Source organism: Pseudomonas sp. KH_017, from assembly GCF_057840285.1.
Genome location: NZ_CM174509.1, coordinates 4,431,452 through 4,457,698 on the forward strand (window position 1 = coordinate 4,431,452; position 26,247 = coordinate 4,457,698).

The window sequence follows — 26,247 nt, forward strand, 5'->3', positions numbered from 1 at the left end:
ACCAATTGCCTTCGGTCAGCCAAACGTTGCGTTTGAACACACCCCGTTACATCCGACCTGACCCCCTCGCCTGATCAGTCCGCCGGGATGTTTTGCCCGCGGGCAAATTTGTCCTTACGCGGCGCATGGAAAGGCCGCAGAATCAGCTTTTGAAAGCATTGACCCAGGTCATGGCGCGTTGCAATGACCCCTTGCTTTCTCCATACTTGCGGCCGATTTTTAATCCTAATAAAACACCCAAACCGTGGAACCTTAGAATGAGCACAGCAATCAGTCCGACTGCTTATAACTATAAGGTAGTCCGCCAGTTCGCCATCATGACGGTGGTCTGGGGGATCCTTGGCATGGGGCTCGGTGTCTTCATTGCCTCGCAACTGGTCTGGCCGGAGTTGAACTTCGGTCTGGCATGGACGAGCTTTGGACGCCTGCGCCCGCTGCACACCAACCTGGTGATTTTCGCCTTCGGTGGATGTGCACTGTTTGCCACTTCTTATTACGTCGTGCAGCGAACCTGCCAAACGCGACTGATTTCCGACAGCCTCGCCGCCTTCACCTTCTGGGGATGGCAAGCGGTGATCGTCGGCGCGATCATTACCTTGCCGATGGGTTTCACTACCACCAAGGAATACGCGGAACTGGAATGGCCCCTGGCTATTCTGCTGGCCATTGTCTGGGTCACCTACGGTCTGGTGTTCTTCGGCACCATCGTCAAGCGCAAGACCAAGCACATCTATGTGGGTAACTGGTTCTACGGCGCGTTCATCGTCGTGACCGCGATGCTGCACATCGTCAACCACATGTCGCTGCCGGTCAGCCTGTTCAAGTCCTACTCGGCCTACTCGGGTGCGACGGACGCGATGATCCAGTGGTGGTACGGCCACAACGCCGTGGGCTTCTTCCTGACCACCGGCTTCCTGGGCATGATGTACTACTTCGTGCCGAAACAGGCCGAACGCCCGATCTACTCCTATCGCCTGTCGATCGTGCACTTCTGGGCACTGATCACCCTGTACATCTGGGCCGGTCCGCACCACCTGCACTACACCGCACTGCCGGACTGGGCACAATCCCTGGGCATGGCGATGTCGATCATCCTGCTGGCGCCAAGCTGGGGCGGCATGATCAACGGCATGATGACCCTGTCGGGCGCCTGGCATAAGCTGCGCACCGACCCGATCCTGCGCTTCCTGGTGGTCTCCCTGGCGTTCTACGGCATGTCGACCTTCGAAGGCCCGATGATGGCCATCAAGACCGTCAACTCGCTGTCGCACTACACCGACTGGACCATCGGCCACGTACACGCCGGCGCTCTGGGCTGGGTTGCGATGATCTCGATCGGCGCCATCTACCACATGATCCCGAAACTGTTCGGTCGTGCGCAGATGCACAGCACCGGCCTGATCAACACCCACTTCTGGCTCGCGACCATCGGTACCGTGCTCTACATCGCTTCGATGTGGGTCAACGGCATCACCCAGGGCCTGATGTGGCGTGCAATCAACGATGACGGCACCCTCACCTACTCGTTCGTCGAAGCGCTGCAAGCCAGCCACCCGGGCTTCATCGTCCGCGCCCTGGGCGGTGCGTTCTTCGCCACCGGCATGCTGTTCATGGCCTACAACGTATTCCGTACCGTACGCGCCTCGAACCCGGCTGAAGCCAAAGCCGCCGAACAGATTGCCGTAGTTGGAGCTCACTGATGAAGCATGAAGCAGTCGAGAAGAATATTGGCCTGCTGGCCTTCTTCATGGTCATCGCCGTCAGCATCGGCGGCCTGACCCAGATCGTTCCGCTGTTTTTCCAGGATGTCACCAACAAGCCGGTCGAGGGCATGAAGCCCCGCACCGCCCTTGAACTGGAAGGCCGGGACGTTTATATCGCCAACGGTTGTGTCGGCTGCCACTCGCAGATGATCCGTCCGTTCCGTGCCGAAACCGAACGCTACGGCCACTACTCGGTCGCCGGTGAAAGCGTCTGGGACCACCCGTTCCTGTGGGGTTCCAAGCGTACCGGTCCGGACCTGGCCCGTGTCGGCGGTCGTTACTCCGATGACTGGCAGCGTGCGCACTTGTACAACCCGCGCAACGTAGTGCCCGAGTCGAAAATGCCGGCCTACCCGTTCCTCGTGGAAAACAAGCTCGACGGCAAAGACACCGCCAAGAAAATGGAAGTCTTGCGCACGCTCGGCGTCCCTTACACCGACGAAGACATCGCCGGCGCCAAGGATGCTGTGAAGGGCAAAACCGAAATGGACGCGCTGGTGGCCTATCTGCAAGGCCTGGGCACCATCATCAAAAGCAAACGGTGAATTGGATGGATATCGGGATGATTCGTGGCCTGGGCACCGTTGTCGTGATGGTGGCCTTCATCGGACTGGCACTGTGGGTGTTCAGTCCCAAGCGCAAGTCGGAGTTTGAAGACGCGACCTTGCTGCCTTTCGCGGATGATCCCGAAGCCATCAAGCACGTCGAGCAAGCTTCTAGGAGTAACAAAGAATGACTACATTCTGGAGTCTGTACGTCACAGTCCTCAGTCTCGGCACCATCTTCGCCCTGACCTGGCTGCTGCTGTCCACCCGCAAGGGCCAGCGCGCCGAGCAAACCGACGAGACGGTTGGTCACTCCTTCGACGGGATCGAGGAGTACGACAACCCGCTGCCGAAATGGTGGTTCATGCTGTTCGTGGGCACCATCATCTTCGCCCTCGGCTACCTGGTGCTGTACCCGGGCCTGGGCAACTGGAAAGGCCTGCTGCCGGGTTACAACTACCTCGATAACGAGAAGCAGACCGCGTTCGCCAACGGCCAGACCGGCTGGACCGGCGTTCACGAGTGGGAAAAGGAAATGGCCAGGTCGGACGCCAAGTTCGGCCCGATCTTCGCCAAGTTCGCGGCCATGCCAATCGAAGAAGTGGCCAAGGACCCGCAAGCCCTGAAGATGGGTGGCCGCCTGTTCGCCTCCAACTGCTCGGTTTGCCATGGTTCCGACGCCAAGGGCGCCTACGGCTTCCCTAACCTGACCGACGCCGACTGGCGCTGGGGCGGCGACGCGCAAGCCATCAAGACCACCATCATGGGCGGCCGTCACGCGGTGATGCCTGCGTGGGCTGAAGTGATCGGCGAACAAGGCGTGGCCGACGTGGCCGCGTTTATCCTGACCAACCTCGATGGCCGCAAGCTGCCGGAAGGCGCCAAGGCCGACCCGGTTGCCGGACAGAAACTGTTCGCTACCAACTGCGTGGCGTGCCACGGCCCGGAAGGCAAGGGCACGCCAGCGATGGGCGCACCTGACCTGACTCACCCGGCAGCGTTCATCTACGGTTCGAGCTTCGCTCAACTGCAGCAGACCATCCGTTACGGCCGTCAGGGCCAGATGCCTGCGCAAGAGGCAATGCAGGGTAACGACAAGGTTCACCTGCTGGCCGCTTACGTCTACAGCCTGTCTCACGGTGAGAAGGCAGCGGACGCCAAGTAAGGCAAACGCTTGAAGCAACAAAAAACGGCCCCGCCAATGTGAATTGGCGGGGCCGTTTTGTTTGTTCGGCAGTGTCCAATGGTTTCGACCGATGGTAATGCCCGGCACCTACTTCGAGGTTGTCGATCGCCACACACAGTAGTAACGTTTCTACAAAGCTACTTCAGGAGGGCCAACCATGATGGCCATCACCACAATATCCAGCCGCGAATTCAACCAGGACACAAGTGGTGCCAAAAAAGCCACTCGCCAGGGGCCCGTTTTCATCACTGACCGAGGCAAACCGGCCCATGTACTGCTAAGCATTGAGGACTACCAAAAACTGACTGGCACCAACGCCGACATCGTTGAATTGCTGGTGATGCCGGACGCAGCAGACATCGAATTCGAAACCGAGCGCGCCGTGATCAATCATCGCCCTGTGGATCTGACCTGATGTATCTACTCGACACCAACGTGATTTCTGAACTGCGCAAACCGCATGCCGACACAAACGTCGTTGCATGGGCCAAAAGCGTGATTGCACCACGCATGTTCATTTCAGCTATCACCTTGAAGGAACTGGAGACTGGCGTTCTACGAATAGAGCGCCGGGATGCCGTCCAAGGGAAGATACTGCGCACCTGGCTGAAGCATCACGTTATGCCAGCATTCGATAGCCGAATCCTGCCGGTCGATACGGCCGTAGCGATCCGCTGTGCAGGACTGCATGTCCCGGACCGTGCCAATGAAAGCGATGCATTGATTGCAGCTACGGCGCTGGTTCATGGATTGACCGTCGTTACACGCAATGTCGCAGACTTTCAGTCCAGCGGTGTACAACTGATCAACCCATGGGCCGAATGACCGGCGACATGCGCAAAACCGTCCATAATTTCCAAGTCAATTGATTCAAGTCATTACACCATCAAATGATTTTGCCAAACGTGACCAAAGGTCGCACCCTTGGACTAGAGCGACAGGCGTATCATTGCGCCACTGCAATACCCCTTTTTGACCGCGGTCGGCACGTACTGACCGAGGCATTTTCCACTGCCGTGGGATGCAATGATGAGCAACCAGATTCCGGTACACGACGTCACTCCACCCAACAGGAACGCGAACAACAGCGTCGACCTCTACGCCTCCAGGGAAAAAATCTACACCCGCGCCTTCACCGGTCTGTTTCGCAATCTGCGGATTTCCGGCGGAGCCCTGTTGTTCCTGCTGTATTTCGGCACGGTGTGGCTGAACTGGGGCGGTCATCAGGCCGTGTGGTGGAACCTGCCGGAGCGCAAGTTCTTCATTTTCGGCGCCACCTTCTGGCCCCAGGATTTCATTCTGCTGTCCGGCATGTTGATCATCGCCGCCTTCGGCCTGTTCTTCATCACGGTGTACGCCGGACGGGTCTGGTGCGGCTATACCTGCCCGCAAAGCGTCTGGACCTGGATCTTCATGTGGTGCGAAAAAGTCACCGAAGGTGACCGAAACCAACGCATCAAGCTCGACAAGGCGCCGATGAGCGCCAACAAGTTCCTGCGCAAGCTCAGCAAACACAGCCTGTGGCTGCTGATCGGCTTCGTTACCGGCATGACCTTCGTCGGCTACTTCTCGCCGATCCGCGAACTGGTGTTCGACTTCTTCACCGGCCAGGCGGATGGCTGGTCGTACTTCTGGGTCGGTTTCTTCACCCTCGCCACTTACGGCAACGCCGGCTGGTTGCGCGAACAGGTGTGCATCTACATGTGTCCGTACGCACGCTTCCAGAGCGTGATGTTCGACAAGGACACCCTGATCGTTTCCTACGACCCGCGCCGTGGCGAAGGCCGTGGCCCGCGTAAAAAAGGCATCGACTACAAGGCCCAGGGCCTGGGTGACTGCATCGACTGCACCATGTGCGTCCAGGTCTGTCCGACCGGTATCGACATCCGCGACGGCCTGCAAATCGAATGCATCGGTTGCGCCGCCTGCATCGATGCCTGCGACGCCATCATGGACAAAATGGAATACCCGCGCGGGCTGATCAGCTACACCACCGAGCACAACCTGTCCGGGCAGAAAACCCATAAACTGCGTCCGCGCCTGATTGGCTATGCCGTGGTGCTGCTGGCGATGATCAGCCTGCTGGCGACGGCGTTCTTCATGCGTGCGCTGGTGGGCTTCGATGTCAGCAAGGACCGCGTGCTGTACCGCGAGAACGCCGAAGGCCGGATCGAAAACGTCTACAGCCTGAAAATCATGAACAAGGACCAGCGCGACCATACCTACCTGCTCGAAGCCTCCGGCCTGCCGGATCTCAAAATGCAGGGCCGACGCGAGATCAAGGTCGCGGCCGGCGAGATCGTCAGCCAGCCTGCCGAGCTGTCCGTCGCACCGGAAAAACTGCCGTCGAGCACCAACGAGGTGAAATTCATCCTCAAGGACGCCGATGACGACAGCGTCCACATTGAAGCCAAGAGCCGGTTCATCGGCCCACAAATTCGTTGAGAGAACTGAACATGCCCGCAGCAACTGCCGCAAGTCCCTGGTACAAGCACCTCTGGCCGTGGATCATCATCGGGATCCTGGCCTGCTCGGTGGCCCTGACCTTGTCCATGGTGACCATCGCGGTGAACAACCCGGACAACCTGGTCAACGACAACTACTACGAGGCCGGCAAAGGCATCAACCGCTCCCTCGACCGTGAGCTGCTGGCCCAGACCCTGAAAATGCGCGCCAGCGTTCATCTCGACGGCATGACCGGCGAGGTTGACCTGCGCCTGAGCGGCGACAGCCAGCCCGGGACCCTGGAGCTGAACCTGATCTCGCCGACCCAGCCGGAAAAGGACCGCAAGATCACCCTGACCCGCAGCGAAACCGAACAGGGCCGCTACATCGGCCAGTTGAGCGACAAGATCGAAGGTCGGCGTTTTGTCGAGTTGCTTGGCACTCAGGACGAGCACATCTGGCGCATGTTCGAAGAGGAACTGGTCGGCCATGACAAGGACCTGCTGCTGGGTGACGAACCGCTGCAAGGTGCCGAAGACCTGAAGAAATAAAGCCGCGCTTCGCGCATCGCGAGCAAGCTCGCTCCCACAGTTGATCACCGCCATGCTCAGAACCTGAGTACACCCATGATCCCTGTGGGAGCGGGCTTGCCCGCGAAGAGGCCCTATCCGACGATAGAGATTCAGCAGTACCAGTGAATACTCCATGACCACCACCCCACTCCCCTGCTACCACTGCGCCCTGCCCGTCCCCGCCGGCAGCCGCTTCACCGCTGCGGTCCTCGGGCAAACCCGCGAATTCTGCTGCCCGGGTTGCCAGGCCGTGGCCGAAGCCATTGTCGCCGGCGGCCTGGGAAGCTATTACCAGCACCGCAGCGAAGCCTCGGCCAACCCCGAAGCGCTGCCGGTGCAACTGGTGGATGAACTGGCGCTGTACGACCGTGCCGATGTGCAGCAACCCTTCGTTCGCCACGAAGGCGAACTCGCCGAAACCACGCTCTTGATGGAAGGCATCAGCTGCGCGGCTTGCGGCTGGCTGATCGAAAAACACCTGCGCACCTTGCCAGCCGTGGCCGAGGCGCGCCTGAATCTGTCCAACCATCGCCTGCACGTGCGCTGGGCCGATGGGCAATTGCCGCTGAGCCATCTCCTCAGTGAACTGCGCCACATCGGTTACGCCGCACACCCGTATCAGGCCGACCAAGCCTGCGAACAACTGGCCAGCGAAAACCGCCTGGCCCTGCGCCAGCTCGGCGTGGCCGGGCTGCTGTGGTTCCAGGCGATGATGGCAACCATGGCCACCTGGCCTGAATTCAACATCGACCTCAGCCCTGAACTGCACACCATCCTGCGCTGGGTCGCGCTGTTCCTCACCACCCCGATTGTGTTCTACAGCTGCGCGCCGTTCTTCAAAGGCGCCATGCGCGATCTGCGCACCCGTCACCTGACCATGGACGTTTCGGTGTCGCTGGCCATCGGCAGCGCCTACATCGCCGGGATCTGGACGTCGATCACCGGGGTTGGCGAACTGTATTTCGATGCCGTCGGCATGTTTGCCCTGTTCCTGCTGGCCGGGCGTTATCTGGAGCGGCGCGCCCGCGAGCGCACCGCCGCCGCCACCGCGCAGCTGGTGAATCTGTTGCCCGCCTCGTGCCTGCGATTGACAGCCGATGGCCAGAGCGAACGCATTCTGCTCAGTGAACTGCGTATTGGCGATCAGGTGCTGGTTCATCCGGGTGCCATTCTCCCGGCTGACGGCAAGATCCTCGACGGCCAGTCGAGTGTCGACGAGTCGCTGCTGACCGGCGAATACCTGCCACAACCCCGCACCCTCGGCGACGCGGTCACCGCCGGCACAATGAACGTCGAAGGCGCACTGACCGTCGAGGTCCAGGCCCTGGGCCAGGACACCCGCCTTTCGGCCATCGTTCGCCTGCTCGATCGTGCCCAGGCCGAAAAACCGCGCCTGGCGGAAATCGCCGACCGCGCCGCGCAATGGTTCCTGCTGTTGTCGTTGATCACTGCTGCCGCGATTGGCCTGTTGTGGTGGCAGCTGGATGCCTCGCGAGCCTTCTGGATCGTGCTGGCGATGCTCGTCGCGACCTGCCCGTGCGCCCTGTCGCTGGCGACGCCGACTGCACTCACTGCTGCCACCGGCACATTGCACAAACTAGGGCTGCTGTTGACGCGCGGCCATGTCCTGGAAGGCCTGAACCAGATCGACACGGTGATTTTCGACAAGACCGGCACCCTCACCGAAGGGCGCCTGGCGCTGCGTTCGATCCGCCCCCTCGGCGCGCTCGACAGCGATCAATGCCTGGGCCTCGCCGCCGCCCTGGAAAACCGCTCCGAACACCCGATCGCCCGTGCTTTCGGTCGTGCGCCGATGGCTGCCGAAGAAGTCCACAGCACACCGGGCCTTGGCCTGGAGGGCCTGGTTGATGGGCGACGCCTGCGCATTGGCCAGCCGCGTTTCGTCTGCGAACTCAGCGGCGCCGTGGTGCCGTCGATGCCCGAAGAAGCCGGCCAATGGCTGCTGCTTGGCGACAGCCAGGGGCCGCTGGCCTGGTTCGTCCTCGATGATCGCTTGCGGGCCGATGCGCCCGCGCTGCTGGCCGCGTGCAAGGCGCGGGGCTGGCGCACGCTGCTGTTGTCTGGCGACAGCTCGCCGATGGTCGCCAGCGTGGCGGCGGAACTGGGCATCGATGAAGCCCGTGGCGGCCTGCGTCCGGACGATAAACTGCAAGTCCTGCAACAACTGCACAAAGAAGGCCGCAAGGTGTTGATGCTGGGGGACGGGGTCAATGACGTGCCGGTGCTGGCGGCTGCGGATATCAGCGTCGCCATGGGCTCGGCCACTGACCTGGCGAAAACCAGTGCCGATGCCGTGTTGCTGTCCAACCGCCTCGATGCGCTGGTGCAAGCCTTCAGCCTGGCGCGGCGCACCCGCCGGGTCATTATCGAGAACCTGTTGTGGGCGGGGTTGTACAATGGCCTCATGTTGCCCTTCGCCGCCCTCGGCTGGATCACCCCGGTATGGGCGGCGGTGGGCATGTCGATCAGTTCGTTGACCGTGGTGTTGAACGCGCTGCGCCTGACTCGCATGCCGAGCGCGCCCGCCCCCGGCACCACGCCAGAAACCCGCCCGCTGCCGGCCTGAGCCGCGCGGGCATGGAGTCCAGATGCCAGCTCTTTACGTGATGATTCCCGCTGCGCTGCTGATCGTGGCCATCGCCGTCTATATCTTCTTCTGGGCGGTGGACAGCGGTCAGTACGACGACCTCGACGGCCCGGCCCACAGCATCCTGTTCGACGACCAGGACCCGAACCACACCGCTGCCGTCGATGAGGCCAGCGGCCAACCGGCCAAGCCGCAAGACAAGGCCCCGCCCCATGCTTGAATTGGCGCCACTGCTGGTGTCTGCGGTGATCCTCGGCTTGCTCGGCGGTGGCCATTGCCTGGGCATGTGCGGCGGCTTGATGGGCGCGCTGACCCTGGCGATTCCCAAGGAACAACGCAGCCGGCGCTTTCGCCTGCTGCTGGCCTACAACCTGGGCCGGATTCTGAGCTATGCCTGCGCCGGACTGCTGATCGGCCTGGCCGGATGGGCCGTGGCCAGCAGCCCGGCGGCGATGTTCCTGCGTATCCTCGCCGGGTTGCTGCTGATTGCCATGGGCCTGTACCTGGCCGGCTGGTGGAGCGGCCTGACCCGTATCGAAAGCCTCGGTCGCGGCCTGTGGCGGCATATCCAGCCAGTCGCCAACCGATTGCTGCCGGTGTCGAGCGTGCCGCGTGCGCTGCTGTTGGGCGCGCTCTGGGGCTGGCTGCCGTGCGGTCTGGTTTACAGCACCTTGCTATGGTCGGCCAGCCAGGGCAACGCGCTGGACAGCGCCGTGTTGATGCTCGCGTTCGGGCTCGGCACCTGGCCGGTGCTGCTGGCGACAGGCCTTGCCGCCGAGCGCGTCACCGCAGTGTTGCGCAAACGCAGCGTGCGGATGGCGGGCGGATTGCTGGTGATGCTGTTCGGCATCTGGACCTTGCCGGGGCCGCATCAGCATTGGCTCATGGGGCATTAAACCGGCGGCGCGCCCATCGCGAGCAAGCTCGCTCCCACAGGGGAGTCGCTGTGTACACAAAACCTGTGGGAGCGGGCTTGCTCGCGAAGAGGCCAGCACAGACACCACAATTCTTGACTCTTGATGCAAATCAAGATGCCCCACCCCGCCCTCGCATAAAGTGGCTGACACTGCCAGCCTATCCGGGGAATGCCCGCATGATGCTCGACGCCATTCGTTGGGACACCGATCTGATCCGCCGTTATGACCTGGCGGGACCACGCTACACCTCGTATCCGACTGCCGTACAATTCAACAGCCAGGTCGGCACCTTCGACCTGTTCCATGCCCTGCGCGACAGCCGCAAGGCCCAACGCCCGTTGTCGCTGTACGTGCACGTGCCGTTCTGCGCGAACATTTGCTATTACTGCGCCTGCAACAAGGTCATCACCAAGGATCGCGGGCGGGCGCAGCCGTATTTGCAGCGCCTGGAACAGGAAATCCAGTTGATCGCCTGTCACCTCGACCCCACGCAGAAAGTCGAGCAACTGCACTTCGGTGGCGGCACGCCGACCTTTCTCAGCCACGACGAACTGCGCCAGTTGATGGCGCATCTGCGCAAACACTTCAATTTGCTGGACGACGACTCTGGCGACTACGGCATCGAGATCGACCCGCGCGAGGCCGACTGGTCGACCATGGGCCTGCTGCGGGAACTGGGTTTCAATCGGGTCAGCATCGGCCTGCAAGACCTCGACCCGGCGGTGCAACGTGCAGTCAATCGCCTGCAAAGCCTGGAAGAAACCCGCGCAGTGATCGATGCCGCCCGCACCTTGCAGTTTCGCTCGATCAATATCGATCTGATCTACGGCCTGCCGAGACAGACGCCGGAGAACTTCGCCCGCACCGTCGAAGAGGTGATCAACCTGCAACCGGACAGGCTATCGGTGTTCAACTACGCCCACTTGCCGGAACGCTTCATGCCGCAGCGGCGCATCAACAGCAATGAACTGCCGACACCCGCGCAGAAACTGGAGATGCTGCAGCGCACCATCGAGCAATTGACCGGCGCTGGCTACCGCTACATCGGCATGGACCACTTCGCCCTGCCCGACGATGAGCTGGCGATTGCCCAGGAAGAATCGACCCTGCAACGCAACTTCCAGGGCTACACCACCCACGGTCATTGCGATCTGATCGGCCTCGGCGTGTCGGCGATCAGCCAGATCGGTGACCTGTACTGCCAGAACAGCAGCGACCTGACCGAGTATCAGAACGTCCTTGCCACGTCGCAACTGGCCACCAGCCGCGGCCTGCTGTGTAATGCCGATGACCGGCTGCGGCGCGCGGTCATCCAGCAATTGATCTGCAATTTCAGTCTCGAATACGCTGACATCGAACAGGCCTTCAACATCGATTTCCAGGGCTATTTCGGCGATCTCTGGCCCCAACTGCAAGACATGGCCAAAGACGGGCTGATCGAGCTCGATCGCGACAGGATCACCATCCTGCCCGCTGGGCGGCTGTTGGTGCGCTCGGTGTGCATGGTGTTCGACGCGTACCTGGAACAACACAGTCGCCAGCGCTTTTCACGGGTAATCTAATTCTGCAAGCAAGCGCCCCAGACTGGCCTCGATATCCTATGGTGAGTTACCCTTACGTCTTATGTGTGAATTCCCACAAGGATTGAAGAAATGTCCGAGCCAGTAAAACTGCGCGCTCATAATCAAGCCCATTGCAAGGATTGCAGCCTGGCCCCTCTTTGCCTGCCACTTTCGCTGAATCTGGAAGACATGGATGCGCTGGACGAAATCGTCAAACGCGGCCGGCCGCTGAAAAAAGGCGAATTTCTGTTCCGCCAGGGCGATACCTTCGATTCTGTCTACGCAGTCCGGTCTGGCGCCCTCAAGACCTTCAGCCTGAGCGACACCGGTGAGGAACAGCTCACCGGTTTCCACCTGCCCAGCGAACTGGTCGGCCTGTCGGGCATGGACACCGAAAAGCACCCGGTGTCGGCACAAGCCCTGGAAACCACCTCGGTGTGTGAAATTCCTTTCGAACGCCTCGACGAACTGGCCCTGCAACTGCCGCAGTTGCGCCGTCAGTTGATGCGGGTGATGAGTCGCGAAATCCGTGACGACCAGCAGATGATGCTGCTGTTGTCGAAAAAGACCGCCGACGAACGCATCGCCACCTTCCTGGTCAACCTTTCGGCACGTTTCCGCGCCCGGGGTTTTTCCGCCAATCAGTTCCGCCTGAGCATGTCGCGTAACGAAATCGGCAACTACCTGGGCCTGGCAGTGGAAACCGTGTCCCGGGTCTTTACGCGCTTCCAGCAAAACGAACTGATTGCGGCAGAAGGCAAGGAAATCCGGATTATCGACCCGATCCAGCTGTGCGCCCTGGCCGGTGGCTCGCTGGAAGGCTGAAACAAAACGTTGCGGCTGAGCGAAACGGTTCAGCCGCCGTTATACTTCGTTGTTTGTAGCCCTGCCAGGACACCACGACGATGGTCTTCGACTCCTTCGACATCAAATCCCTCATCCGCCCTGTCATCGACTTCCCGAAACCAGGTGTGATCTTTCGCGACATCACCCCGCTGTTCCAGTCGCCCACGGCCCTGCGCCTGGTGATGGACACCTTCGCCCACCGTTACGTCGAGGCTGACTTCACCCACATCGGCGCGATGGACGCCCGTGGCTTCCTGATCGGTTCGGTACTGGCCTATCAGTTGAACAAGCCGCTGGTGCTGTTCCGCAAGCAAGGCAAACTGCCGGCTGAAGTGTTGGCCGAGGGTTATGCGACCGAATACGGCGAAGCCTTCCTGGAAGTGCACGCCGACAGCCTGTGCGAAGGGGATTCGGTGGTGATGTTCGATGACCTGATCGCCACCGGCGGCACCCTGATTGCCGCCGCCAACCTGGTCCGCCGCATGGGCGCCCGGGTGCATGAAGCGGCGGCGATCATCGATCTGCCGGAGCTGGGTGGCTCGCAGCGCCTGGAGGACATGGGCATTCCTACGTTCTGCCTGACGCAGTTTGCGTTGAGCGACAAGTAATCTGGCGCCTGTACTGACGCCTTCGCGAGCAAGCCCGCTCCCACAGTGAATTGCATTCCTTCCGACAGAACGCAGTCAAATGTGGGAGCGGGCTTGCTCGCGAATGGCGTCAGCCGCTACACCACCAAACTCAAAGCCCCATCTGCTTGCTGATGATCTCGTTCATCACTTCCCGCGTCCCGCCGCCAATCGACAGGATCCGGCTGTCGCGGTACAGCCGCTCCACCAGACTCTCGCGCATGTAACCCAGCCCACCGAGTATCTGCACCGCATCGGTGACGATCCGGTCTGCCGTATCCGTCGCAAAATTCTTCGCCATGGAGATCTCCTTGATCACGCTCTGCCCCGCCGCCATCTTCGCCGCCTGGCGGTAAGTGAATTCCCGGGACACTTCCAGCGCGGTCGCCATCTCGGCGAGGCGATGCTTGATCACCTGAAACTTGCCGATCGGCTTGCCAAAGGCTTCGCGCTGGCGTGCCCATTTCAGGCTCTCCTCCAGCGCAAGTTGTGCGGTCATGTTGGCCATCAACGCCAGGGCCAGGCGTTCGCTCTGGAAGTTGCCCATGATGCAGGCAAAGCCCATGTTCTCGGCGCCGATCAGGTTTCCTGCAGGCACTCGGCAATCATCGAAGAACAGTTCAGCGGTGTCTGACGCCCACCAGCCCATTTTCTTCAGCTGTCGTCCTACGGTGAAACCGGGTGTGCCTTTCTCGATCAGTAACAGGCTGATGCCACCGAAACCTGGCTCGCCCGTTCGCACTGCAACAGTGTAGAAATCCGCGCGCACGCCGCTGGTGATAAAGGTCTTGCTACCACTGACCCGGTAGAAATCGCCGTCGCGCACGGCACGGGTTTGCAGGTTGGCGACGTCGGAGCCGCCGCCAGGCTCGGTGATTGCCAGGGCGCTGATCTTCTCTCCCGACAGCACCTGGGGCAGCACACGATCCCTTACTTCGGGTCGGGCCCACTTGAGAATGGGCGGCAAGCCGATATCCAGCGACCCCAGGCCGGCAACCAGCCCGCCTGAGCCGCAGCGCATCAACTCTTCACTGGCGGCAACCTTGGCGAACAGATCCCCTTCGTGGCTGCCTCCGTAGTTTTCGGGGTAACCGATTCCGAGAATCCCCGCTGCGCCGGCCTTGAGGTAGAGCTCGCGAGGGAAGCTTTCGGCTTCTTCCCACTGCTCGATATCAGGAAGAATCTCGCGTTCGACGAAACGTCTGACGCTGTCGCGGACCAATTGGTGGCTGGGGTCGAAGTACTCCTGAAAGGCAGACATCGGCGAGCTCCATTGAAGGGGTCAGTGAAGTTAACCGAGCGCTTGCTTGGTTTTCAACAGGATTGTGAAACCGCGTCGCCTGCATCGCGAGCAAGCCCGCTCCCACATTTGATCTTGGTCGTACACAAATTTTGTGTTCACTGACGATTCACTGTGGGAGCGAGCTAGCTCCGGGCGGCGATCCGACGATTGAGCGATAACGCGGTATCAAGCCTGGCTCTGTCTGGCCTTCAGATTGCGCGCATACCACGGCCGCTGCGGCACTTTGCGCAACAGATCCTTCAGCTTCTTCTCGTCCTCGCCAAAGGTGATGCGCAGCGCCAGCTTCATGGTTTCCGGGTCCATTTCCACTGACTTGCCCGCCTGCAATCCCGGCGTGGTGCTACAGCCATGGGTGATCGGCCCGAGCCAGGGGTCATCGATCTCGACCCAGCGTCCCGGCGCGAACCATTGCACGCCGTTGACCTGCAGCCGACTGACCTGCCCCGGATGGAAGCGCTCGTGGGCGCGGAACCAGTCTTCCAGGCGATCGTCGATCCAGCCGTGGAAATGCCAGAACACCGGGCTCACATGGGAAGAAAACGGGTCGCCGAGAAAATCGTTTTCCGCTGCAAACCAGCGCGCGGAAAAGTCCGCCGGATCCCGGGCGAACGGCACCGGCTGACCGTTGGACGGATCACGCGGCACCGAAGCCCAACGCATGTGCAGCCAGTCGTGCAGGCCCAGTTCGACCTCCGAGCCGAACTGGCCGAGGGTCAGTGTCGACAGGTAACGCGGATCACGGTAGCGGGATTCCCAGACCTGGAAGTTGCTGTGATACGTCTCGCCAGTCTTGATATCGCTGACCCATTGCGTGTACTCGTCATCGTCCTCGGCCAGCCAGGTGGGCGGCAGCGCCGTACCGTCGTGGTTGTCGAAGTAACGCGCAAAGCCCAGCCGGTCCCGCGCCAGTTCCGGCTGCGGCAACGGGAAGTGCGTCCAGGACGGCAGGTCCTGCATCGAGCGCGCGGTACCGAGCATGTGCCGATGCATGAAGAAAAAGTCCACGCCCGAACCGTTGCGATCCTTGCGCTCGCCACGGGCATCGCGCTCCTGGTCCCGAGGGCCGGGCTGCCAGCCGAGCCCGTGCAAGGCGCCGCGCTGATCTTCGGACAGCTTGTGCCACTTGTCCCGGGTGGCATGCCAGAGCTGGTGGAACAACCGGTGCTCCGGTGATACCAGCCAGGCGAGCAGGGTCGGATTGAGGCCGGCGCGCTCGCGGGCTTCAGGGAATACCCGTTTGACGGCAATGAATCGATTGTCCTGGGCCGTCAGCATCAGCGGGCGATTCAGGTCCAGCACGCGCCCACTGAGACTGCCGCTGCCGGCGTTACCGAAACCGGCCCAGACCTCGTCCAGTGTCATCTCGAATTCGTAATCGCAACAGCCGCTGGCGCCCAGCAATCGCCAACCCAGCTGCTTCGGGTTGGTCCCGGACAGATCGCCGAGCACCCGGTAACGGGGCTCTTCGGTGGAACGCAAACGCTCGGCGGTGTCGAGATAACCACTGACACCGCGCCCCTTGTGGCCGATGTCGAGGAACACCTCCAGACCTTCGAGGGGCAACCCTTCGATGCCGGCGTCACGACCCTCGAAACGAATCTGCCAGACACCGCGCAAGGTATCCGCCAAGCGTTGGCCGGCGACATCCGCCACATCGAACGAGGCTTCGCCGGGGGTGATGGTCGGGTCCGGCCTGGTCAGTTCGCGATGCCCGTAATACGCCGCCGGCACGGCGGCACTGGTCAGCGCCAGACCCGCGAGGAACCATCGTCGAGAAATCGTCATTGCCCTACCTGTGTCAGCCATGGAGCAGGCTTTATCCAAGCTAGAACGTTTGTTGCGCCGGAGAATTTAAGAGCTTCGCGAGCAAGCCCGCTCCCACATTGGAATGCGGTCACCTGTGGGAGCGGGCTTGCTCGCGAAGAGGCCGGCACAAACACCTAAATTCTCGGCCCAGCCACTCGTTCCCCCCAGATAGCAAAGGCCCCCGCGCCTGATCCTCGACGGCGAACCTGACTGAGACGGCAATGACAAAACCACGTTCGAAAAAGGCTCTTTTCATCGGCCTGCCGCTGGCCCTGGCGATCAGCGCGGGTGCAGGCTTCGCGGTCTGGGACTACTGGTTCAGGGACAACCCCGGCTACCCGGTCAAGGTGATGAAACAGGCCGATCAGTTGCAGGAACGCATCCTCTCGTTCGACAGCCACATCACCGTGCCCATGGACTTCGGCACCGCCGGCAACGAAGTCGACAAGGACGGCGAAGGCCAGTTCGACCTGGTCAAGACCGGTCGCGGACGCTTGTCCGGGGCGGCGCTGACGATTTTCGGCTGGCCGGAAATCTGGAACGGCCCCAATGCCCCCCATCGCCCTACCACCGGTTTCGTCGACGAGGCCCGCTTTGAGCAGGAAACCCGCTACAAGATCATCAGCGCGATGGTCCGTGATTTCCCCAACCAAGTGGCCATCGCCTACACCGCCGACGACTTCCGCCGCCTGCACGGCGAAGGCAAGTTCGCGGTGTTCATCAGCATGCTCAACGCCTACCCGCTGGGCAATGACCTCAACGCCCTGGACAAGTGGGCAGCGCGCGGCATGCGCATGTTCGGCTTCAGCTACGTGGGCAACAACGCCTGGGCCGACTCATCGCGGCCGCTGCCGTTTTTCAATGATTCGCGGGATGCCCTGGGCGGGCTGTCGGACATCGGCAAGCAAGCGGTGCATCGCCTCAACGACCTGGGCGTGATCATCGATGTGTCGCAGATGTCGACCAAGGCCCTGGAGCAAGTGGCGCAACTGAGCCGCACGCCGATGGTCGCCTCCCACTCGGCACCACGCGCACTGGTGGATATCCCGCGCAACCTCAGCGACCTGGAAATGCAGCTGATCAAGAACAGCGGCGGCGTGGTGCAGATCGTCGGCTTCCCGACCTACATCCGCCCGCTGAGCCAGGCCACCCAGGACAAGCTCAACGCCCTGCGCGCCCGTTTCGACCTGCAACCGCTGCAAGGCCTGGAGATGGCCCTGATGCCCGGCGACCCGGTGATCACCGTCTGGCCCGAGCAGCGCTTCGGTGAGTACGCCAGCCAGCTCTATTCGATCCTCGACGAAGAACCCAAGGCCACCCTCAAGGACTACGGCGATGCGATCGACTACACAGTGAAAAAAATCGGCATCGACCACGTCGGCATCAGTTCCGACTTCAACGACGGCGGCGGCCTGGACGGCTGGAAAGACGTCAGCGAGGCCCGCAACGTGACCGCCGAACTGATCAGCCGCGGCTACAGCGACGCCGACATCGCCAAGCTCTGGGGCGGCAACTTCCTGCGGGTCTGGGACCAGGTGCAGAAGTCCTCCCGGCCTGTGGTCCAGAACTGATTTTCATCTATTGCCAAAGCGAACCGAATCCATGACCAACCGTCGTTCATTCCTCAAGCAGGCCGGCATTCTGGCAGCCGGTTTCCCCTTGGCCTCGGCCGTGAACCTGCCGGCACTGGCCGCCAGCCCTGCGCCGTTGCCCAAGGACAAATGGGACCAATTGCGCCAGTTGTTCACCCAGGACCCGAACTACCTGCACTTCGCCAACTTCCTGGTGACCTCGCACCCGCTTCCTGTGCGCGACGCCATCGAGATGCACCGCATCAATCTGGATCGCAACCCGGGCCTGGCCATGGACTGGCATCGCGGCGAAACCGAACGCCGCGAAGAAGAGGTGCGCGTGTGGGCCGGGCGTTACCTGAAGGCCAAGCCGTCGCAGATCGCCCTGACCGGCAGCACCACCGAAGGCCTGGCGATGATCTACGCCGGCATCCACGTGCGCCCGGATCAGGAAATCCTCACCAGCGAACACGAGCACTACGCTGCCAACAGCGTGTTCGAATACCGCACCCGGAAGGACGGCACCCGGGTTCGCAAGATCAAATTGTTCGAAGACCCGTACAAGGTCTCGACCGCTGAAGTGCTGGCCGCGATTGAACGCAACATCCGCCCCGAAACCCGCGTACTCGGCATGACCTGGGTGCATTCCGGCAGCGGCGTGAAGCTGCCCATCGGCGAGATCGGCAAACTGGTGGCCGAGAAAAACCGTGGTCGCGCCGACAAGGACCGCATCCTCTACGTGATCGATGGCGTCCACGGCTTCGGCGTGGAGAACGTCGATTTCCCGGACATGCACTGCGACTTCTTCATCGCCGGCACCCACAAATGGATGTTCGGCCCACGGGGCACCGGGATCATCTGCGCCCGCTCCGACGAGCTCAAGGACGTGACTCCGACCATCCCGACCTTCTCCGAAGCCACCCAGTTTTCCACGGTGATGACCTACGGCGGCTACCACTCGTTCGAACACCGCTGGGCGCTGACCGAAGCCTTCAAGTTGCACCTGGAGCTGGGCAAGGCCGAGGTCGCGATGCGCATTCACGCCATCAACAGCTACCTGAAAAAACGCTTGCAGGCACACCCGTCGGTGGAGCTGGTCACGCCGCTGTCACCGGAGTATTCCGCCGGTTTCACCTTCTTCCGCATCAAGCACCGAGACTGCGAAGCAGTCGCCAATTACCTGATGGATCAGCGCGTGGTGTGTGACGCCGTCGACCGCGATGTCGGACCGGTCATTCGTGTGTCGCCGGGGCTGCTCAATACCGAAGCGCACATCGACCGCCTGATGGAACTGCTGGCCAACCAGGTCTGACTGAGCGAGAGCCAATATGAAAAGCACCCTGAAAAAACTCGGCGCCCTGACGCTGTTGGCCGTGCTCGGCAGCGCCTTGCCCGGCCTCGCCCAGGCCTACACCGCGCCATTGCCGGGCAAGGTCTTCAAGGATTGCCGCAACTGCCCGGAAATGGTGGTGCTGCCCGCCGGCACCTTCACCATGGGCACCCCGGAAGGCGAAGTCGGCCGCGAGCCTGATGAGGGCCCGATGCATGAGGTGACGTTCGACAAACCGTTCGCCATGAGCCGTTACCAGATCACCGCCGGCGAATGGAACCAATACATGAAGGAAACCGGGATCACTCTGCCCGATGGCGATACCCGCCCCAGCCGCGCGTGCACCAACGGCAAGCCGAGCTACCCCCAGGCCCTGCGCCAACCGGCGGTGTGCATGAACTTCGCCGAAGTCAGCGCCTACGTCGCCTGGCTGTCGATGAAGACCGGCCAGCACTACCACATCGTCAGCGAGGCCCAGCGCGAGTACGCGGCCCGCGCCGGGTCAACGGGGCCGTTCCCCTTCCCGTTCGACCCCGGCACCGAATACAGCATCGCCACCCACGCCAACACCTACGGGCCCACCGATGGCTACAGCTATTCCTCACCGGTGGGCAACTATCCGGCGAATGCCTTCGGCCTGTACGACATGCATGGCAACGTCTACGAGTGGATCGCCGACTGCTACCACCCGGACTACGTCGGCGCACCCACCGATGGCAGCGCCTGGACCGAACCGAACTGCGACACCCTGCGTATCCGTGGCAACGACTGGGGCGAAGCGCCGGTGTTTTCCCGCTCGGGCAACCGCAATGACATCGACCCGCAAACCCGTGGCGACTGGATCGGATTCCGTGTAGTACGCACTCTCTAATCCCTCCCCCAACCCTTGTGGGAGCGGGCTTGCTCGCGAAAGCGGTGGATCAGAGAAGTTGATGTTGGCTGACACGACGCCTTCGCGAGCAAGTCGGATCGCCGCACCGCCGCTCCCACAGATTTTGTGTCACCCACCGTTTAAATTAAGCCCTCCATCAGACGTTCTACTGGGTATCTGCCTCAAGACCCAAGGAACCCTCTGCTCATGACCCAGCCAACGCGCGGTGCAATTCATGAATTGTTCACCCTCCTCAAACCGTTCCGGCTCGTCGTCAGTCTGTCGATCCTTTTGGGCATGGTGGGTGGCCTGAGCGTGACGGTGCTGCTGGCCACCATCAACAACGCGTTGCACTCGGCGGATGGCCTGACCCAAGGCGTGGTCGCCCTGTTCGGCGGCCTGTGCCTGCTGGCACTGGGCAGTTCGATCTGCTCGGACATCGGCACCAACTACGTCGGCCAACACATCATCGCCAGGCTGCGCAAAACGCTGGGGGAGAAAGTCCTTTCAGCGCCCATCGAGCAGATCGAGCGCTACCGCAGCCACCGCTTGATCCCAGTGCTGACCCACGACGTCGACACCATCAGCGACTTCGCCTTCGCCTTCGCGCCGCTGGCGATTTCCCTGACTGTGACCCTCGGCTGCATGGGTTACCTGGCGATGTTGTCGTGGCCGATGTTCCTGATGATGGTGCTGGCGATCGCCATCGGCAGCGGCATCCAGTTCTACGCCCAAGGCAAGGGCATCCAGGGCTTCATGGCCGCCCGCGACGCCGAGGACGACTTGCAAAAGCACTACAACGCCATCGCCGGCGGCGCCAAGGAGTTGCGCATCCACCGCCCGCGCCGCCAGCGCATGTTCGTCAAGGGCATCCAGGGCACTGCCGATTTCATCTGTAACACCCAGGTGCGTTCGATCAACACCTTCGTGATCGCCAAGACCCTGGGCTCGATGCTGTTCTTCGTGGTGATCGGCCTGGCGCTGGCCCTGCAATCGTTCTGGCCCAGCGCCGACCAGGCGGTGATGAGCGGCTTCGTGCTGGTGTTGCTGTACATGAAAGGCCCGATCGAGCACTTGGTCAGCACCTTGCCGATCGTCAGCCGGGCGCGCATTGCCTTCCGCCGTATCGCCGAACTGTCCAGCCAGTTTTCCTCGCCCGAGCCGCACCTGTTGCTCAACGACCAAGGCACCCCGCCGACCGTGGTCAACCGCCTGCAACTGGACAACGTCAGCTACGCCTTCCCCGCCGCACCGGGCAGCGACGCGTTTCGCCTGGGCCCGGTGAACCTGACCATCGAGCAAGGCGAGATCATTTTCATCGTCGGCGAAAACGGCTGCGGCAAGACCACCCTGATCAAGTTGCTGCTGGGCCTCTACGCGCCGCAACAGGGTTCGATCCTGCTCAATGGCCAAGGCATCGATGCGCACAATCGCGACGACTACCGCCAATTGTTCACCACGATTTTTGCCGATTACTACCTGTTCGATGACGTGGTCCAGGACGACCAGCACATCCCCGAAGACGCCAACAAATACCTGCAACGGCTGGAGATCGCGCACAAGGTCAGCGTCAGGGACGGTAGTTTCACCACCACAGACCTGTCCACCGGCCAGCGCAAGCGCCTGGCGCTGGTCAATGCCTGGCTGGAAGAACGCCCGGTGCTGGTGTTCGACGAATGGGCCGCCGACCAGGACCCGACCTTCCGCCGCATCTTCTACACCGAGCTGCTGCCTGACCTCAAACGCCTGGGCAAGACCATCATCGTGATCTCCCACGACGACCGTTATTTCGACATGGCCGATCAACTGGTACGCATGGAATCGGGCCGGGTCGTCACCGAGCGCGCAACCGCCTGAGTGCCGTTGCCGCACGCAAATCATTGTTTTTTTGAAGTTTGTTTTCCGGTTTAGCCAAAGTGGTACGTCTAATAATAATTATCATTAACTAAAACACTGCACACACCATTCTGGAGCGATTCGAGCAATGCAAAGCCTTACTCTGTCCCGCGCACCCTTGGCGTTAGCCATCGAACGGCAAAAGAAATTCCGAACGGTCGTGCCGGGCGCGCTGCTGACCCTGTTGTTGTTGGGCACGTCCCAGGTCGAGGCAGCCCCGGTGAACGTCAATGTACCGGCTCAGTCGCTGGCCAGCGCATTGCGCCAACTGGGCCAGCAGACCAACCTGCAGATTCTCTACAGCCAGGACATGGTCAACGGCATCAAGTCCACGGCGGTGTCCGGCAACATGGAACCGGAACAGGCACTGAAAACCTTGCTGCTGGGGAGCGGCATCAATTTTCAGTTGAATGGCAACACCGTGTCGCTGGTGCCATCGGCCGGTGACTCCAGCGCACTGCAACTGGGTGCGACGTCCATCACCGGCGTGGCGCTGGGGCCGACCACCGAAGGCACGCACTCCTACACCAGCGATGAAGTGACCATCGGCAAAGGCAACATCAAGGTCAAGGACATCCCGCAGTCGGTGTCCGTCGTCACGCGCCAGCGCATGGACGACCAGAACCTGAACAGCCTGCAGGACGCCCTGCGTCAGGTCACCGGCGTGACCATCAAGACCTACAACTCCGGCTCCAGCCTCAACGACGTCTACATGCGTGGTTTCCTCGTCGACCAGGTCCAAGTCGACGGCGTCTCGCAGCCCACCGGCCAGGGCGACATGGCCACCAGCTTCGACCTGGCGATGTATGACCGCATCGAAGTGCTGCGCGGCCCGTCGGGCCTGTACCAGGGCGCGGGCGAACCCGGCGGTACGATCAACGTGGTGCGCAAGCGCGCCCTGAGCAAATTCGCCCTCGGTGGCGAACTGGCCGCAGGCTCCTACGATCGCTACCGTTCTTCGGTGGACGTCACCGGCCCGTTGAACGACCAGGGCACCGTGCGCGGTCGTTTCATCACCGCCTACGAGAACAACCAGTCTTTCGTCGACTACGCGCAGAACGAACGTCCGATGGTCTACGGTCGCCTGGAGTTCGACCTCGACCCGGCCACCACCCTGTCGGTCGGCGGCGCTTACCAGAAGAACAACTCCACCCCGGCCTTCGGCTTGCCGGCCTACGCCGACGGCTCATTGCTCGACGTACCGCGCTCGACCTTCGTCGATGCCAAGTGGAACACCCTCAACGAAAAAGTCTGGGAGTCCTTCGCCGAACTCGACCACGAACTGGACAACGGCGGTCAGTTCAAGACCACCCTGACCTACCGCGACGCCGAAACCCCGGAGCGTAACTTCACCTGGGCCGACGGCGCGGTCGACCCGGCCACCGGTGACAGCTGGGCCGTGGCCTACGACTACTACACCCATATCAAGACCATCGGTGTCGACAGCTTCGTCACCACGCCGTTCGAATTCGCCGATCGTCGGCACGAGTTCACCGTGGGCGCCGAGTACCAGCACCTGGACAAGGACTTCACCTACGGCGGCGGTGAGTACTTCCCGATCAACGTGTTCGATCCGGGCAGCATCGACATTCCCCGCAACGACTATGCGCACGTCAACGGCAACTGGTCCAAGTCCGATCAGTACGGCGTCTACACCCGCGCCAAGTTCAACGTCACCGACTGGCTGGATGTCATCGGCGGCAGCCGCGTCACCTGGTACGAAAGCGATGCGAAGAACGCCAACGCCTTCTTCAACAACTTCGGCGAAGCCCACACCAGCATCAACCGCAAGGTCGTGCCGTACGGCGCCATCATCGGCAAGATCACCCCGCAACTGTCGACCTACTTCAGCTACACCGGCGTGTTCAAACCGCAGAGTGAAATCGGAACAAATGGCGAGCCGGTCGGCCCGCGCGAAGGCAAGCAGTATGAGATTGGCCTCAAGCGCGAATTCTATGACGGACGCCTGAACGCCAGCCTCGCCGCCTTCCGCATCTACGATGAAAACCGCGCCGAATACGACAACACCTCCGGTGCCTACATGACCGAAGGCAAGGCACGCAGCCAGGGTTGGGAAACCGAGTTGAGCGGCAACCTGACCGACAACTGGAGCATCGTCACCGGTTACGCCTACACCTCCACCAAGTTCCTGGACGGCGATCAGGCCAACAAAGGCAAGACCTTCAGCACCATCACGCCCAAGCACAACTACAACCTGTGGACCAAGTACGAGTTCACCGACGGTGCGCTCAAGGACTTCAGCGTCGGCGGTGGCGTGCGTGTGGTCAGCGACACCTACTACCAGCGTGACGTGAAGTTCCAGCAAGGCGGCTATGCCGTTACCTCGGCGCAGGTCGGCTACAAGTTCAACCAACACCTGTCGTCGACACTGACCGCCAACAACCTGTTCGACCGCAAGTACTACGACCGCGTCGATGCCTCCTGGGGCACCAACTTCTACGGCGACCCGCGCACCCTGACCCTGAGCCTGCGCGCGCAGTACTGATGGCTAAAAACTTCATCTGCAACAAGAAACCGGGCCGTTGTAGGAGCGAGCTTGCTCGCGATGGACTCAAGAGCGCTGCGTTTAGCCAGTAAACACGCGTTATCGTTAACGACCATCGCGAGCAAGCTCGCTCCTACAGGGGCCCGGTGGTGAAGAGTTTGCGCTTATCGTCAGGATTCCACCTGACGCTCGTGCGCGGCGGCCCTGAGTTGGTCGGTATCGACGCGGACAAACGTGGAGTCCCCGACAGCGGTCAGGACATCCCCGGCGAAGACCTCGCAAATGACCCGGCTTTTGCGCCCGACCTCGCCCTCGACTCTGGCACGCAGTGTCAGGGGGACACCCATCGGGGTGGGCTTGATGTACTTGATGCCCAGGTTACCGGTGACGCAGGTGATGTGGGGCAAGCTGCCCACCTCGCGTTGCTCTGCCCGGTAGTGATAAGCCATCGCTGCCCAGTTGGAGTGACAATCGACCAGCATCGCGATCAAACCACCGTAAACCAGACCCGGCCAGCCGCAGTACTTTTCATCCGGCATGTGCTGCGCCACGACATGCACCCCGTCTTCATGCCAGAAGCTCTTGATGTGCAGCCCGTGCGGGTTCTGGCTGCCGCAGCCATAACAAACGCCTTCGGGCGCGGCGATGTCTTGAAGCGAAGTGTCCTGCGTGGTCATACCGTGTTCCTCCTTAATACCGGGTGGTTGAAAGCGGACCGGGTCACCCCGGCCCGCAGCGCCTGATCAATATTGGCAGAAGCGAATCCGGTTGCCGAACGGGTCGTAGACTTGCAGCTCTTTGCCCCAGCCCTGCTGGACAATATCAGGGCGTCCATACCCGTAGCGCTTGCCCTGCAATTCGTCCCTGAGCAGTTCGATGTTTTGCATGGGCACGAACACCGTCGAGCCCGGGCTGGCATCACCGTGATGCTCGGAAAGGTGCAGTTGCAGGCCGTCGCGACTGATGCCCAGGTACAGCGGCAGATCAGCCTCGAAACGATGCTCGAACTCGACGCTGAACCCGAGGAAATCCAGATAGAACTCGCGCGCCTTGGCTTCGTCGAAACTGCGCAGGATTGGAATGGGTTTGTCGAAAGTCACAGCAGGCGTGGACGGCGTACTTGCCTGGGAAAGCATCGCCGACGCGGTGTTCCAGTCCTTGTAGCCCAGTTGTTGCGCGACCAGTTCCAGCGCGGTGGAATGGGTCACCGCCTGATTGCGCTCCTCCAGCGAGGCGCGCAACTGTTTGGCCATTTGCTTGGCTTGCTCGATTGAAAACATGACTGCTCCTGTAGCCGAGATGCTTTGGTGCTCGCATTGCCAAACCTCGACCGTCAAGAGAGGCGACAGGGTTTGTAGAAGGAGGAAATGCTTTCACCTTTCCCAACGGGAGCGAGCGGCGGGCAGCATCAGACCGATGTCGATGATACATAGCCGATAGGGGATGCGGAAGATGGCTCGGCAGAACCCTGTCCGAGGCCTGATGACTATTCCTTCAGGCGTGAAAATTGCTGAATCAGGAATGCGCTCACGGTGGCTGCGCAGGCTGCCCATGCGCAAGCCACCTGCCAATGCCTGAGTGGACCGAGCACGTCTCCCATCAGAAAACCGCTTGAAAGCAGAAACAGAAACAATGAAATGGCCGCCAGGGTGACGCGTGGAATCGCCATTGCCCACCGCCACCAGGCACCGGGTTCAAAGCGCCGCGTAACCCATCGAGTCAACCCTGTCAGCCCCGCCAGCAACGGCGCAGCAATCACCAGCAGGATCGGAATGATAAAGAGAGCCAGCGTGGGTTCGATTTCTCCGCCGTCCTCGCCGGGTGTGTAGAAGTTTTCTGCCCAGATGTCCCTGCACAGGGCGAAAGTCAGATAAATGACCGCGACAGGGGCGAT

General features: G+C 61.4%; 23 protein-coding genes. 19 read left to right on the plus strand and 4 right to left on the minus strand.

All coding sequences use genetic code 11. The features are described from left to right. The first annotated feature begins 257 nt into the window (after positions 1 to 257). The 14 genes from ccoN to AC3IT6_RS20255 all read left to right on the plus strand — a co-directional run bounded on the left by ccoN (position 258) and on the right by AC3IT6_RS20255 (position 13,052). Positions 258 to 1,700, plus strand: coding sequence for a cytochrome-c oxidase, cbb3-type subunit I (gene ccoN, locus AC3IT6_RS20190; protein ID WP_008050393.1), 1,443 nt, complete (start codon positions 258 to 260; stop codon positions 1,698 to 1,700). Further along, entirely contained in the window at positions 1,700 to 2,308 is a 609-nt protein-coding gene (ccoO, locus tag AC3IT6_RS20195; protein WP_009042961.1) for a cytochrome-c oxidase, cbb3-type subunit II, read from the plus strand. Before ccoN ends, ccoO begins: the two co-directional genes overlap by 1 nt. A 5-nt stretch (positions 2,309 to 2,313) precedes the next feature. Beyond that, positions 2,314 to 2,499, plus strand: coding sequence for a CcoQ/FixQ family Cbb3-type cytochrome c oxidase assembly chaperone (locus tag AC3IT6_RS20200; RefSeq protein ID WP_003175465.1), 186 nt, complete (start codon positions 2,314 to 2,316; stop codon positions 2,497 to 2,499). After that, positions 2,496 to 3,473, plus strand: a complete 978-nt coding sequence (gene ccoP / locus AC3IT6_RS20205; protein ID WP_489352263.1) for a cytochrome-c oxidase, cbb3-type subunit III — start codon at positions 2,496 to 2,498, stop codon at positions 3,471 to 3,473. Before AC3IT6_RS20200 ends, ccoP begins: the two co-directional genes overlap by 4 nt. A gap of 181 nt (positions 3,474 to 3,654) precedes the next feature. Continuing rightward, the gene (locus tag AC3IT6_RS20210) at positions 3,655 to 3,909 is read left to right on the plus strand and encodes a type II toxin-antitoxin system Phd/YefM family antitoxin (RefSeq protein WP_095943287.1); all 255 of its coding nucleotides are present in this window, start codon (positions 3,655 to 3,657) and stop codon (positions 3,907 to 3,909) included. Continuing rightward, the gene (locus tag AC3IT6_RS20215) at positions 3,909 to 4,319 is read left to right on the plus strand and encodes a type II toxin-antitoxin system VapC family toxin (RefSeq protein WP_489352265.1); all 411 of its coding nucleotides are present in this window, start codon (positions 3,909 to 3,911) and stop codon (positions 4,317 to 4,319) included. The genes AC3IT6_RS20210 and AC3IT6_RS20215 overlap by 1 nt, the downstream gene beginning before the upstream one ends. A gap of 204 nt (positions 4,320 to 4,523) precedes the next feature. Continuing rightward, on the plus strand, positions 4,524 to 5,939 hold the full coding sequence (gene ccoG, locus AC3IT6_RS20220) for a cytochrome c oxidase accessory protein CcoG (protein WP_489352267.1): 1,416 nt from the start codon (positions 4,524 to 4,526) through the stop codon (positions 5,937 to 5,939). Positions 5,940 to 5,950: 11 nt separating this feature from the next. Further along, positions 5,951 to 6,490, plus strand: a complete 540-nt coding sequence (locus AC3IT6_RS20225; RefSeq protein ID WP_489352269.1) for a FixH family protein — start codon at positions 5,951 to 5,953, stop codon at positions 6,488 to 6,490. Between the two features lie 154 nt (positions 6,491 to 6,644). Further along, on the plus strand, positions 6,645 to 9,098 hold the full coding sequence (locus AC3IT6_RS20230) for a heavy metal translocating P-type ATPase (protein WP_489352271.1): 2,454 nt from the start codon (positions 6,645 to 6,647) through the stop codon (positions 9,096 to 9,098). Between the two features lie 22 nt (positions 9,099 to 9,120). Then, on the plus strand, positions 9,121 to 9,339 hold the full coding sequence (gene ccoS / locus AC3IT6_RS20235; RefSeq protein ID WP_007971444.1) for a cbb3-type cytochrome oxidase assembly protein CcoS: 219 nt from the start codon (positions 9,121 to 9,123) through the stop codon (positions 9,337 to 9,339). Beyond that, a complete protein-coding gene (locus AC3IT6_RS20240) occupies positions 9,332 to 10,015 on the plus strand; it encodes a sulfite exporter TauE/SafE family protein (protein ID WP_489352274.1) in 684 nt (227 codons plus the stop codon). The genes ccoS and AC3IT6_RS20240 overlap by 8 nt, the downstream gene beginning before the upstream one ends. A 200-nt stretch (positions 10,016 to 10,215) precedes the next feature. Then, positions 10,216 to 11,598 (plus strand): oxygen-independent coproporphyrinogen III oxidase, encoded by a 1,383-nt coding sequence (gene hemN, locus AC3IT6_RS20245; protein ID WP_489356633.1) that lies wholly within the window; start codon positions 10,216 to 10,218, stop codon positions 11,596 to 11,598. A gap of 90 nt (positions 11,599 to 11,688) precedes the next feature. Beyond that, positions 11,689 to 12,423, plus strand: a complete 735-nt coding sequence (gene fnr / locus AC3IT6_RS20250; protein ID WP_046041331.1) for a fumarate/nitrate reduction transcriptional regulator Fnr — start codon at positions 11,689 to 11,691, stop codon at positions 12,421 to 12,423. An 80-nt stretch (positions 12,424 to 12,503) separates the two neighbouring features. After that, positions 12,504 to 13,052 (plus strand): adenine phosphoribosyltransferase, encoded by a 549-nt coding sequence (locus AC3IT6_RS20255; RefSeq protein WP_489352276.1) that lies wholly within the window; start codon positions 12,504 to 12,506, stop codon positions 13,050 to 13,052. 130 nt (positions 13,053 to 13,182) lie between these two features. Here the strand turns inward: AC3IT6_RS20255 and AC3IT6_RS20260 are convergent, their stop codons facing one another. Both AC3IT6_RS20260 and pvdP read right to left on the minus strand, forming a co-directional pair. Then, positions 13,183 to 14,331, minus strand: coding sequence for an acyl-CoA dehydrogenase family protein (locus AC3IT6_RS20260; RefSeq protein ID WP_489352278.1), 1,149 nt, complete (start codon positions 14,329 to 14,331; stop codon positions 13,183 to 13,185). Positions 14,332 to 14,538: 207 nt separating this feature from the next. Then, positions 14,539 to 16,158, minus strand: coding sequence for a pyoverdine maturation tyrosinase PvdP (pvdP, locus tag AC3IT6_RS20265; RefSeq protein ID WP_489352280.1), 1,620 nt, complete (start codon positions 16,156 to 16,158; stop codon positions 14,539 to 14,541). A gap of 242 nt (positions 16,159 to 16,400) precedes the next feature. Between pvdP and pvdM the strand changes: the two genes are divergently transcribed. The 5 genes from pvdM to AC3IT6_RS20290 all read left to right on the plus strand — a co-directional run bounded on the left by pvdM (position 16,401) and on the right by AC3IT6_RS20290 (position 24,353). Further along, positions 16,401 to 17,750: a pyoverdine-tailoring dipeptidase-like protein PvdM gene (pvdM, locus tag AC3IT6_RS20270; protein ID WP_489352282.1), complete on the plus strand. Its 1,350-nt coding sequence runs from the start codon at positions 16,401 to 16,403 to the stop codon at positions 17,748 to 17,750. 31 nt (positions 17,751 to 17,781) lie between these two features. Next, positions 17,782 to 19,062 (plus strand): pyoverdine-tailoring periplasmic protein PvdN, encoded by a 1,281-nt coding sequence (gene pvdN / locus AC3IT6_RS20275; RefSeq protein ID WP_489352284.1) that lies wholly within the window; start codon positions 17,782 to 17,784, stop codon positions 19,060 to 19,062. Positions 19,063 to 19,078: 16 nt separating this feature from the next. Continuing rightward, positions 19,079 to 19,951, plus strand: a complete 873-nt coding sequence (gene pvdO, locus AC3IT6_RS20280) for a dihydropyoverdine dehydrogenase (RefSeq protein WP_489352286.1) — start codon at positions 19,079 to 19,081, stop codon at positions 19,949 to 19,951. 207 nt (positions 19,952 to 20,158) lie between these two features. Next, on the plus strand, positions 20,159 to 21,808 hold the full coding sequence (locus tag AC3IT6_RS20285; protein WP_489352288.1) for a cyclic peptide export ABC transporter: 1,650 nt from the start codon (positions 20,159 to 20,161) through the stop codon (positions 21,806 to 21,808). Between the two features lie 127 nt (positions 21,809 to 21,935). Then, positions 21,936 to 24,353 carry a TonB-dependent siderophore receptor gene (locus tag AC3IT6_RS20290; RefSeq protein WP_489352290.1) on the plus strand — a complete coding sequence of 806 codons (2,418 nt, stop codon included), beginning with the start codon at positions 21,936 to 21,938 and terminating at the stop codon, positions 24,351 to 24,353. 170 nt (positions 24,354 to 24,523) lie between these two features. Here AC3IT6_RS20290 and AC3IT6_RS20295 read toward each other — a convergent pair whose 3' ends face one another. Continuing rightward, on the minus strand, positions 24,524 to 25,030 hold the full coding sequence (locus tag AC3IT6_RS20295) for a PaaI family thioesterase (RefSeq protein WP_489352292.1): 507 nt from the start codon (positions 25,028 to 25,030) through the stop codon (positions 24,524 to 24,526). 66 nt (positions 25,031 to 25,096) lie between these two features. Continuing rightward, the gene (locus AC3IT6_RS20300) at positions 25,097 to 25,633 is read right to left on the minus strand and encodes a glyoxalase superfamily protein (protein WP_008049764.1); all 537 of its coding nucleotides are present in this window, start codon (positions 25,631 to 25,633) and stop codon (positions 25,097 to 25,099) included. Positions 25,634 to 26,247 lie beyond the last annotated feature (614 nt).